The 985-nt window shown below is 65.3% G+C and carries 1 protein-coding gene; it reads right to left on the bottom strand.

Annotated elements, in window-relative coordinates:
* The coding region (gene tnpC, locus AC07RV_RS45810; protein WP_492716625.1) for an IS66 family transposase at positions 1–968 on the bottom strand (968 nt) is incomplete at its 3' end.
* Positions 969–985 lie beyond the last annotated feature (17 nt).

Raw genomic sequence — 985 nt, 5'->3', positions numbered from 1 at the left:
TCACAGACCAGCGCGCCGCGCCAGCCGCCCAGGAAGTTCTGCGCATGCTGGCCAGCCCGGCTGTCGGCGAAGTCGTAAACCACCGCCTTCATGTCTTCGAAGGCGCCGGGCGTGTAGGCCCACAGATACGCACGGTGAGTCTTGCCGGTGCCGGGCTTGAGCATCGCTACCGGTGTCTCGTCGGAATGCAGAACGCGGTGAGCGAGGATCGCTTCCTTGAGTGCGTCCACCAGCGGTTGCAGGCGCACACCACAGGCGCCGACCCAGGCTCCGAGCGTTGAGCGAGGGATGGCCAGGCCAGCGCGCCCGAAGATCGCTTCCTGCCTGTACAGCGGCAGATGGTCAGCGTACTTGGCGACCATCACCTGTGCCAGGAGGCCGGCTGTCGGGATGCCCTTGTCGATCACCTGTGCGGGCACCGGCGCCTGGATCAGCGTCTGGCACTTCGCGCAGGCCCACTTACCTCGAACATGCCGCTCGACGGTGAACACGCCGGGAACGTAGTCGAGCTTCTCGGCCACGTCCTCACCGAAGCGCTTGAGGGCGCAGCCGCATGCACAGGTAGTCGACTCGGGTTCGTGGTGAATGTCGACGCGCGGCAGGTCTGCCGGCAGCGCCGTGCGACGCGGCTGCTGCTTGTCCTCAGTCTTGGGTGGCGGGCGGAGCTGCTTCAGCTCCTCTTCAATGGCGGCCAGGTCGGCATCGAGCGTCTCATCCAGAAGGCTGGCCTGCGCCGCGTCGAGCTTCTCGCTGCTCTTGCCGAAGCGCAGGCGCTTGTACTGCGCGAGTTCGTGGGTCAGCTGATCGACCTTGGCGGTCTTGAACGTGACCTCGCGCGTGAGCGTCTCGATCGAGCGGTCCTTGGCCTCAAGCTGGCTTTGCTGCTTTGTGCGGTCCTTGATGAGCCGGAGGGTCACCTCGCGCAGTTGCTCTGCGTTGAGGCCCTTCAGTTGTTCGGCATCCACCATGAGCACGTATGGTGCTG

Source organism: Variovorax sp. GW821-FHT09B01 (genome assembly GCF_059418345.1).
The sequence above is the reverse complement of the archived record's forward strand: the minus strand, read 5'-3'. Positions and strand labels throughout refer to the sequence as shown.